Source organism: Prevotella sp. HMSC077E09 (assembly GCF_001814685.1).
Taxonomy (GTDB): Bacteria; Bacteroidota; Bacteroidia; order Bacteroidales; family Bacteroidaceae; genus Prevotella; species Prevotella oris.
This window is the reverse complement of the sequence record NZ_KV817496.1, coordinates 19,996-29,812: the sequence shown is the minus strand read 5'-3', so window position 1 is coordinate 29,812 and position 9,817 is coordinate 19,996. Positions and strand designations below refer to the sequence as shown.

Here is a 9,817-nt window from a genome sequence, read left to right as displayed (position 1 = left end):
GAGACTGTCGCATTTACTAATTTAAACTGCACATGATGACTCCACCAAATAGAAAAAGAAAGACGGTTTCATTGTGTTTGCAAAGCCATTTGGTAAGTTTTATGACTCCATTTTCATCCACTTAGTCTGCAATTCCGGTCATCTTATGCCGTGATTTGATGCAGAACACACTGCTTCTAAAGTCAGATGACGCCGTAACTTGATGCAGATTGCAACGTAATTTGACGCAGATCACGCGCATTTTTGACATCAATAAATGATTTGAAAAGCATCAAATCATACAACTGTTTGATAGTCAGCAGCTTATTAAAAGCTCTCAAAACTCGCGTATTTGGAACGAGGTTGCGTTTTATTTCAAATACGCCGGCCCTGCGAAAGCAATTGTAAACATCCTTGAAAAGGATTAACATATTATTCGCTTGCAGGGAGGATGAATTCTCTTTTGACAGAAAGCATGAAAAAAACGACATGCTGCAAGGTTGCAGTATGCCGTTTCTTTATGCTTTATTTCTCTCTCCTTATTCGGGAAGACTGATTGCCTCATTAGGGCAAACATCAGCACATGTGCCACATTCTGTGCAAGCTTCAGGGTTGATTGAGTAGATATCACCTTCTGAAATTGCGCCTGCCGGACACTCATCAATACATGTACCGCATGCGATGCAGTCGTTACCAATTACGTAAGCCATAATACTTTAAATTATAATTTCATAATGTTTTTGTAAACTCGACTAAGCAAATGAACTCAGTTTTCACGTTGCAAAGATATATATTATATTTGAGAATACCTACTTTTAGGTATGATTTTTTTCGTTCTTTTATGCTTTTTCTTGTTCCATGTCATGCAATATAGTGCCTCATGGAGCGTTTATCGAATAGCATGAAGATAAAAAGACGGAGTATATTCCTCGTGATGTTGGCCTTTAACTTGGCTGCCACGGCCCAGCAACGGACTGTGCAGAACCGCCCGTATACAGACTTACGGCCCTTTCATTTCGGTATTTCTGTGGGCACACATGCCCAGGATCTGGAGTTTGTTAATCGGGGAGAGCAGACGGTTGTGGCCGAAGACGGCACATCAAGCAAGCAGATCATAACCACTGACCAAGACCGTTGGGACATGGGTTTCAACGTGGGGGTGCTCGGTGAGATGCGTCTTTCGGAGCATTTTCAACTGCGTGTTGCACCGACCATGTATTTCGGTTCGCGCCATATTGTGTTGCTGAACCATAGTGTGGTGGGGCCAAACGGCAGTCTGATGGAGCAGCGGCAGAACTTGAAGTCGGTATATATTGCAACACCAATTGATTTGATTTTTGCAGCACCTCGCTTCAACAACCACCGTCCTTACATCATGGCGGGACTGACTCCTGCCATTAATCTCAGTGGAAAAAGCAATGATTTTGTGAAACTGAAACGTTATGATGCGTTTGCAGAAGTAGGACTTGGTTGTGATTTCTACCTGCCGTTTTTCAAGATAAGACCAGAGTTGAAGTTTATGTATAGCCTTCTAAACAGTCTTGATACAAAGCATATCGAGCGTATGGAAGATAAAGCTATGCTTCCATACGCCCGTTCTGTGAGTGAAACGCATTCTAAAATGATTGTTCTTACTTTCTACTTCGAGTAAGATCGAGTTTGAGTTTACCCACGTAAATGGCATTCTTGCCCTCGTGATCTACGGGAACTTCGTGTCCGTCTAAGTCTTTCACATAGTGTAATTCCTTGAAGAAAGTGTGTGAATGACCGCCGAGAACGATGTCAATTCCTCTTGAATTGGCAATTACCATCTGGTCACCCATGCCCTTTTCTTCCCATCCAAGGTGAGAAATGCAAATGACAAGATCGCACTTCTCCTTACCACGAAGCAGTTTAACCATGTCGTTAGCCACGCTCACGGGATTGAGATATTTGATAGTTTCATAGTTCTTGGTAGCCACAAGGCCTTCCAATTGCGGGTCAAGGGCAAAGACTCCGATTTTTATTCCCTTGCGTTTCAGTACGATATATGGCTTGACAAGGCCTTCAAGTGCAGTGCCTCGGAAGTCGTAGTTGGAACAGATGATAGGAAAGTTTGCTTTCTTGAAGAGGCGAACCATATTGTCGAGACCGTAGTCGAACTCGTGGTTTCCAATGGTTCCTGCATCATAATGCATCCTATTCATCAGTCCGATTTCGACGTCCCCCTTGAATAATGTATAATAAGGTGAGCCTTGTGAGAAGTCACCGCTATCGAAAAGCAATAGCTCCGGCTCCTTTTTGCGCTCTTCTTCAAGCATAGATATGCGGCGAATGAAGCCTGCACGACCGGCAAAGAGCGTGTCGGCAAGGTTCTCATTCAATGGAAGTATGCAGCTATGGGTATCGCTGGTGTGGAGTATTGTGAGTTGTTTCTGGGCATAAGCTGTTGTGGATGCGCATGCAAGCAGCAGGCAACAAACGGCTAATTTGAGCGTTTTCAGCCTTTTTGTATATTGAAATCTTTTCATAGTCTGTGTTTTGATAAATGGTTATTTCACTACGATGCGACCTTCTATCTCGCGACTTACGGGCTTATTCTGAGCCTTCTGTTCGCGGAAATAGTTCATAATGATGAAGCGAACATTGTTTTCCTGCGTCTGTGGAGACACTACATCGGTGCCCGACTTGAATGCCTCGAGCTTGTCATTGCCTTGCGCTAAATAGTCAAGTGTAGCCACACGATAGGATTTGTTGTCGTCAATGGGCATGCCGTTGAGCTTGCAATCCATGAGTTTATGGTCTTTGCTGATCACTAAATTGACGCCATGACTGACGGCTTCACCGCCTGTTGCAGCAATCTGTGCAAAGAGTTCACGAACCTTTTCGCCTGTCAGTGTGAGGAAACAAATCTTATTTTCGAATGGTGCAACATCTACAACATCACCGTAAGTAACCTTACCTTTGGCAAAGGCTGCACGTATTCCGCCCATGTTATAAACGGCAAAATCCACCTTCTCATGATAGCTTTTGCCACCCCATTGCAGGATATCGGCAAGCAGATTAGACAGTTTACTCTCGGGTTTTCGGGCTGCCATATACTCTGTAACCTCACCAACTACGGGACTCATGATGCTGTCTACCTGGTGTTTATAAGGCGCAAGGAACGCTTGTGCATCATGGTTTGGATGGGCATCGTACTTATTATTGATAAGAATACGACTGTAACTGACGGCTGTAAGCTCATAATGTGGCTTGCAAGAAGCCAATGCAAATAAAGCCGGAGCCATTAATAAAACGACTGATTTCTTGTACATACATTTGTAATTAGTTGTTACAAAGGTAGTTATTTTGAGTGGAAAAAAGAAGAAATAGTGTTAAAAACAAGAGAAAACCGATGCTGCAAGTGTTGCAATTACTGTTTTTTTTGTAACTTTGCACCGCTTTTCGGCGTAACCGCTGGCAGCAGAAGAGTTGCTTTGCCATGTTGCGTTGGGCGCAAACAAAATTTAATTTCAAACAAAAAATGGATTTAATTAAAGTTGCTGAAGAAGCATTTGCAACCGGTAAGCAGTTCCCTTCATTCGGTCCCGGCGACACTATTACAGTGGGTTACAAGATTGTCGAGGGTACCAAAGAGCGTGTTCAGCTCTATCGTGGTGTAGTAATCAAGATCTCTGGTCATGGTGACAAGAAGCGCTTTACGGTTCGCAAGATGTCAGGTACTATAGGTGTAGAGCGTATCTTCCCTATCGAATCACCGAACATCAACTCTATCGAAGTGAACAAGCGTGGTAAGGTTCGTCGTGCTAAGTTGTACTATCTCCGTGGTCTTACAGGTAAGAAGGCCCGTATTGCAGAGAAGAGAACCAACACGGCAACAGCTCAGTAAGCTGCTGTTTCTTCGCAAAGAAATAAAAGAGGTTATGCTCCTTACGGTGCATAACCTCTTTTTCTTTAGTACGCTTTAGAAGCATTTATATCATAACATGAATTTTATGAGTTACTATGGACTGTTGAGTGAATTGTCCATTCATAAAAATCAATGTTCAAACTTCAATGTTCAAAGCTTTTCATCTTCCTTTTTCCCCTCATCCATAAACGTTGCTTTCAGACTTTCCCAATCTTGAAATCCGGCGAAAAGAGACAGTCGGTCGAGCGTTTGTCTTGATGGTTTTTCGACTTCCAAGAGGTAGTTCCAAAGCTTTCTCAACGAAGATGGGGTAAGATTGACGTGGTAGTGAGAAAAGAATTTGGATATTTTTTCAAAGTCATTTCCTGTCCTTGCTTTCTCAATAAGCTTTGAGCCAGCCTCTTTCTGCAAAGAAATCATTTTCCGTTTCATAACATACCTGGAAATAAAATACTTGTGCTGCAAAGGTAATCATTATTTTTTTATTATCTTTGCAATTAGTTTAATTTACTCTCAAAATGAAAGAATTAGCTTTAAAGTATGGTTGCAACCCCAACCAGAAGCCTTCCAGAATTTACATGGAAGACGGCAATTTACCCATCGAAGTAGTCAATGGACGCCCCGGTTACATCAATCTTCTTGATGCACTCAACAGCTGGCAGCTCGTGAAAGAACTGAAAGCCGCTACCGGGATGCCTGCTGCAGCAAGTTTCAAACATGTTTCTCCGGCCGGTGCTGCTATCGGATTGCCACTCAGTGACACGCTGAAGAAAATCTATTTTGTCGATGATGTGAAGCTTCCTCTTTCTCCACTTGCATGTGCATATGCCCGTGCCCGCGGTGCCGATCGCATGTGTTCGTATGGTGATTTCGTTGCTTTGAGTGACGTTTGTGACGCTGCAACAGCCACATTATTAAAGAGAGAGGTCAGCGATGGAGTTATTGCGCCGGGCTTTACACCCGAAGCTATCGAGATTTTGAAAGACAAACGAAAGGGTACCTACAATGTCATTAAGATTGATCCCGACTATATTCCTGCGCCGATTGAATGCAAACAGGTGTTTGGTGTGACTTTCGAACAGGGACGCAATGAGGTGAAACTTGATGATCCTTCACTGTTTGAGAACATTCCAACACAAAGTAAAACATTCACCGATGAGGCTAAACGCGACCTGATTATCGCCCTCATCACGTTGAAATATACCCAAAGCAACTCTGTCTGTTACGTCAAAGACGGACAAGCAATCGGTATCGGTGCAGGCCAACAGAGCCGTATTCACTGCACGCGTTTAGCCGGGAACAAGGCTGATACATGGTGGTTGAGGCAGTGTCCGAAGGTGATGAACCTGCCTTTCAAGCCTGGAATACATCGTGCCGACCGTGATAATACGATTGATGTTTATATCAGTGAAGACCATGATGACGTGTTGCGTGACGGTGTCTGGCAGCAGTTCTTTACAGAGAAACCAGCAGTCCTGACGATGGAAGAAAAGAAAGAATGGATTGCCAAAAACACGAATGTAGCGCTCGGAAGCGATGCTTTCTTCCCCTTTGGCGACAACATTGAGCGTGCACATAAGAGCGGTGTGCAGTATATTGCACAAGCCGGTGGCTCCATTCGTGACGATAATGTCATTGAAACCTGCGACAAATACGGCATTACAATGGCCTTTACGGGGGTGAGATTATTCCACCATTAATTGTTTATTTTAAGCTTTGGAGTTTGAACATTGAACTTTATGATAGCTTCTGCATATCCAAAACATATCATGAAGTTCAAGTTTCAATGTTCAAACTTCAAAGTCATTAATCTTCAAACTTCAATATTCAAAGTATTAAGATGACGGATGATTTTCAGAGTATATTAGAGAATGGAATCAGTTTCAAAGGCTCTTCGGGCCCTAAGAAAACGGATGATAAGGTGAAAACCAAAGCCAAAAAGAAAAAGTATGTGACGGGAGCGCATGGTTCGGGAAGTGCCCGTCAGAAGGCAAAGTATCGGGAACAGCGCGCCAACAGAAAGTCGCAGAAGAGATAAGAAAAGTCTTTCTGTGGGGTTTTCATGCACAGAAGCGTCTGCTTTTTCTGTAAAGATTTCTATCCGTTTTTAACACTTCGGAGCATCACCAAATAGAAAAAGAAAAGCAAGAAAACGGACATTATTTTTTAATTTCAAGGTTTTCCGGATGCAATTCCATTTATGCAGCGGTGTAATTTGACGCAGATTGCATAGCTGTTTGAGTCAGAATGCATGATCATCTGATGCAAGTTGTGGTGTGATTCAATGCAAATTACAGGGTTTCTCAGCGTGATTTTGTTTCATGATTTGGCTGTAGTTTTATAACATCTTGATAGTCAACATATTATAAAGTGCCAGAAAACAGTGTATATTTGGAAAGAGGAAGACTTTCATTTCAAATTCACTATCCTTGCAAAGTGATTTGTAAACTTCCTTGATGAGATTTAACACATCATTCGCTTGTTGGCTAAATGGCGTGAAATCTGACAGGCTTCATGGTTTATGTAAAAGGAAAATACGTGATATCATTGCTGAATTCGGTTGATGAAAACAGAGGTTTCGTTTTGTCAGAAAGTGTTTATGAGGTTGTGCCTGCTTCTCAATGAAGATATAAATCTACTCTGATTTCATGTGTTTTCATCTTTAAGAAGAGAGAAAAGAAAAAGGCTCTGTCTTGCAGAGCCTCTTATTATATAAATAGGTATGATGCTTTTGTTCGCGAAAGTCCTTATAGACGATATCGTTAAATAGCTTATTTGTTGGCGTAATAGTTGCGTTCTGACTTGACAGCGCCATTCTTCGCGAGTGTCAAAGTCACTTGTTGAAGTGACTTGTTGGTGTGGTCAAAGAGCACGGCGGGATTGAGTCGGCGTCCTTGGAAGAATACTTCGAAGTGCAGATGCTCGGTAGTTGCGCGTCCCGTTCGGCCTGTCAAGCCAATCACTTGCCCTGCTTTCACCTTGTCACCCACCTTGACAAAGTTCTTCGATTGGTGGCTGTAGAGAGTCTCAAAGCCATAGCGATGCTTGATGCGTATGCAGTTCCCATAGCCTGCAAAGGGGCAACTTTTGACGACAACGCCGTCAAATGCTGCGACTATTCGGTCGTTGGGCTTGGTCTTAATGTCTACACCCGAGTGACGACGTGGGCCTCCAAAGGGGCTGATGACATGACTTCCCGGCAGCGGATATGCCCAGCATTCCTTCTCAATATTGGAGAGATTGAGTTTGAAAGTGTTGGCATTTTCAAATGGATTTTCAGGGTCTATATCTTCGTTTTTGCCTTTCTTTTTGCTCCCGTTGGCATCATTGGCGCCCTTCACGGCTACGTCGACAAAGCGTCCGTTCTTTGTACACAGCAAAGTTTTCTTGCGGAGTTTGTGGCTTTGCAGTTTGATAATAATCTCCGGAGTGATGCGTCCGCCATTCACCATAATGGCAAATTTACAGTAGGTTTTCCCTCCTTCACTGCCCACAATGGCTATAGATTGCCCGGCATTGACCTTTTGTCCCACCTTCACGAGGTTCTGGGCGTTGTTTCCATAGACGGTTTCGAGGCCATTGTTGTGGCGTATGACGATGACATTTCCATAGCCGTTGATATTACGCGAGAGGCGAACAGTGCCGGCAAACATGGCTTTTACGGCATCACCTTCCTTGGTCTTGATTTCCAAAGCCTGTCGATTGTCGATGACTTCAGACTTTCCAACGGGCAGAGGAAAAGCGTAATCGTCGGCTTTCAAGGTGCTGAGATCAATGCTGATTGTGTTAGAATGGGTGAAGAGTCCTGGCGTAGGAATGCTGATTTGCTGCTGTTCGGCAGGCGTAAATGTATCTTTCGCCGGTGTATAGGCCGATGTGACAAGGGCCAAAAGAATTGTCGAAGCAATATTTGTCAGTCTTGTTTTCATCATTATATGTTATGGGTTAGTAATATCTTTCAATTTAATTTCGCTGCACTTGCGGTCGACATGTTATGCCTGCAGCATGATACCTGTAAATATTCTGCCAGAGTTGAGTCCGAGTCGGCGGGCAGAAAAATAGTCTTCAAAACGTGTATAAGTGCACACGTTTATTGTTTGAATGTTCTCGTCTTGCAGTCCGGCATGCAGCAGTTGCAGGCGGTTACAAGCCTTTAAATCAATATGCCATTTGTCTTTATGACAGGAAATGGCACTCATGTCGAAGCCTGCAGCACGGAAAGTCTCATAGACTTCATCGCCCACTTCAAAGGCATCGCATGATATGCCGGGACCGATGACGGCATGAAGGTCGGCAGGCTGTGTGGCAAAAACCTGTTGCATGCGTTGGATGGTGTGCTCAACGATGCGTTTTACCGTGCCTCGCCAACCGGCATGAACCGCAGCAATGGCATCGTGTTTGGCATCGTAGAGGAGCACAGGGATGCAGTCTGCCGTCGACACTCCGATGCAGAGACCGGGCTCTTGGGTCATGATGGCATCGTAGCCTTCTGTCTTTTGTCGGCGTTCTTCTGCGGTCAGATGCCGCCATGTGTTGTCGATGACTATGCCTTTTGCCTCGTGCACTTGGTGAGGCATAATGATATGATCAGGTGTAATGCCCAATTCCGTGGCTAAAAGCAGGCGGTTACGCGCAATATCATCAGGGTTGTCGCCACAGAATTCGTTGATATTGAATGCGCCAAAGACACCCTTGCTGACGCCTCCCTGACGGGTAGAGCTGAAAACACGGACACCTTTTGCAATGCTATATTCGTTTAATTTGGGCCTGATCATTATTCAGTTTCGTCGTCGTATTCAAAGTCTTCCAAGTCTTCTACATCGTCCTCATCAATGAATTCGATGTCATCTTCATCGGCACCTTCAGCCTTGATTTCGTCTGCAAAGATGCTCATGTCCTTGTCACGGTGTACGAGTGTATCCTCAGCCATAATCTCCTGAAGCTTGTTGCTCTCGCTGTTAAGCTCTTTCCAAAGCACATCTTTGAGTTCGTTGAGGCCCAAGCCCGTAACCGAGGAAATGAAAACGACGGGTAAATCTTGTGGCAAAGTGTCTTTCAACATGTCGATTAATTCGTCATCGAGCAAGTCACTTTTGGTCACGGCCAGCACGCGATGCTTGTCTAACATCTCGGGGTTAAACTGGCGAAGTTCGTTGAGCAGCACCTCATATTCTTTCTTGATGTCGTCTGTGTCGCCTGGAACCATGAACAATAACAAGGAGTTGCGTTCGATATGTCGCAGGAAACGCAGACCAAGTCCCTTGCCTTCACTGGCTCCTTCGATGATACCTGGAATGTCGGCCATGACGAATGACTTGCTGTCGCGATAGCCCACAATGCCCAACGAGGGCTCAAGCGTGGTGAAAGGATAGTTGGCAATCTTTGGTCGGGCACTCGAAAGAGCCGACAACAACGTTGATTTCCCTGCGTTTGGAAAGCCCACAAGTCCGACATCGGCAAGGAGTTTCAACTCCATGATAATGGTCATTTCCTCCATAGGTTCACCGGGTTGAGCATAGCGGGGAGCCTGATTGGTGGCCGAACGAAATTGAAAATTGCCCAAACCTCCGCGTCCTCCTTTCAGCAAGAGCACTTCCTGGCCGTCATAAGTGACGTCACATACATACTTACCTGTCTCTGCATTATAGACCACAGTGCCACAAGGCACGTCGATATATGTGTCTTTTCCGTTAGTGCCATGACATTTGTCACGCCCACCGTTACCGCCATGTTCTGCATAGATATGACGCTGATATTTCAAGTGAAGCAGTGTCCAGAAGTTGTGATTTCCCCTGAGATAAATGCTTCCTCCATTTCCTCCGTCGCCTCCATCGGGGCCTCCGTTGGGTTGATACTTTACATGACGCAAGTGCATGGAGCCTCTTCCGCCCTTTCCCGAGCGGCAATAAATCTTTACGTAGTCAACGAAATTGGAGTCCATCTCTT

General features: G+C 44.5%; 11 protein-coding genes. 4 read left to right on the top strand and 7 right to left on the bottom strand.

What is annotated here, in order from left to right:
• Positions 1–518: 518 nt before the first annotated feature.
• The gene (locus HMPREF2983_RS01385) at positions 519–689 is read right to left on the bottom strand and encodes a 4Fe-4S binding protein (RefSeq protein WP_004377051.1); all 171 of its coding nucleotides are present in this window, start codon (positions 687–689) and stop codon (positions 519–521) included.
• A 191-nt stretch (positions 690–880) separates the two neighbouring features.
• Here HMPREF2983_RS01385 and HMPREF2983_RS01380 point away from each other — a divergent pair, with 191 nt between their 5' ends.
• Positions 881–1,630: a type IX secretion/gliding motility protein PorT/SprT gene (locus HMPREF2983_RS01380; RefSeq protein ID WP_083316631.1), complete on the top strand. Its 750-nt coding sequence runs from the start codon at positions 881–883 to the stop codon at positions 1,628–1,630.
• On the opposite strand, the gene HMPREF2983_RS01375 is transcribed toward HMPREF2983_RS01380, so the two are convergent.
• Both HMPREF2983_RS01375 and HMPREF2983_RS01370 read right to left on the bottom strand, forming a co-directional pair.
• Positions 1,611–2,489, bottom strand: a complete 879-nt coding sequence (locus HMPREF2983_RS01375; RefSeq protein ID WP_070665903.1) for a bifunctional metallophosphatase/5'-nucleotidase — start codon at positions 2,487–2,489, stop codon at positions 1,611–1,613. The genes HMPREF2983_RS01380 and HMPREF2983_RS01375 overlap by 20 nt on opposite strands.
• A 21-nt stretch (positions 2,490–2,510) precedes the next feature.
• Positions 2,511–3,275 carry a 5'-nucleotidase C-terminal domain-containing protein gene (locus HMPREF2983_RS01370; RefSeq protein ID WP_018919657.1) on the bottom strand — a complete coding sequence of 255 codons (765 nt, stop codon included), beginning with the start codon at positions 3,273–3,275 and terminating at the stop codon, positions 2,511–2,513.
• A gap of 209 nt (positions 3,276–3,484) precedes the next feature.
• Between HMPREF2983_RS01370 and rplS the strand changes: the two genes are divergently transcribed.
• Positions 3,485–3,850, top strand: coding sequence for a 50S ribosomal protein L19 (gene rplS, locus HMPREF2983_RS01365; RefSeq protein ID WP_070665910.1), 366 nt, complete (start codon positions 3,485–3,487; stop codon positions 3,848–3,850).
• Positions 3,851–4,021: 171 nt separating this feature from the next.
• Here the strand turns inward: rplS and HMPREF2983_RS01360 are convergent, their stop codons facing one another.
• Complete coding sequence (locus tag HMPREF2983_RS01360; protein WP_070665900.1) at positions 4,022–4,303, bottom strand: hypothetical protein; 282 nt, start codon at positions 4,301–4,303, stop codon at positions 4,022–4,024.
• A gap of 86 nt (positions 4,304–4,389) precedes the next feature.
• Between HMPREF2983_RS01360 and HMPREF2983_RS01355 the strand changes: the two genes are divergently transcribed.
• Together HMPREF2983_RS01355 and HMPREF2983_RS01350 are read left to right on the top strand one after the other, a co-directional pair.
• Positions 4,390–5,571, top strand: a complete 1,182-nt coding sequence (locus HMPREF2983_RS01355) for a phosphoribosylaminoimidazolecarboxamide formyltransferase (RefSeq protein WP_070665897.1) — start codon at positions 4,390–4,392, stop codon at positions 5,569–5,571.
• 140 nt (positions 5,572–5,711) lie between these two features.
• The gene (locus tag HMPREF2983_RS01350; protein WP_004371596.1) at positions 5,712–5,909 is read left to right on the top strand and encodes a hypothetical protein; all 198 of its coding nucleotides are present in this window, start codon (positions 5,712–5,714) and stop codon (positions 5,907–5,909) included.
• 733 nt (positions 5,910–6,642) lie between these two features.
• Here the strand turns inward: HMPREF2983_RS01350 and HMPREF2983_RS01345 are convergent.
• The 3 genes from HMPREF2983_RS01345 to obgE are packed head-to-tail and all read right to left on the bottom strand — an operon-like array spanning position 6,643 to position 9,812.
• On the bottom strand, positions 6,643–7,803 hold the full coding sequence (locus HMPREF2983_RS01345) for a M23 family metallopeptidase (protein WP_083316629.1): 1,161 nt from the start codon (positions 7,801–7,803) through the stop codon (positions 6,643–6,645).
• 60 nt (positions 7,804–7,863) lie between these two features.
• Positions 7,864–8,646 carry a peptidoglycan editing factor PgeF gene (pgeF, locus tag HMPREF2983_RS01340; protein ID WP_070665894.1) on the bottom strand — a complete coding sequence of 261 codons (783 nt, stop codon included), beginning with the start codon at positions 8,644–8,646 and terminating at the stop codon, positions 7,864–7,866.
• Positions 8,646–9,812 (bottom strand): GTPase ObgE, encoded by a 1,167-nt coding sequence (gene obgE, locus HMPREF2983_RS01335; protein WP_004377070.1) that lies wholly within the window; start codon positions 9,810–9,812, stop codon positions 8,646–8,648. Before obgE ends, pgeF begins: the two co-directional genes overlap by 1 nt.
• Positions 9,813–9,817: the final 5 nt, after the last annotated feature.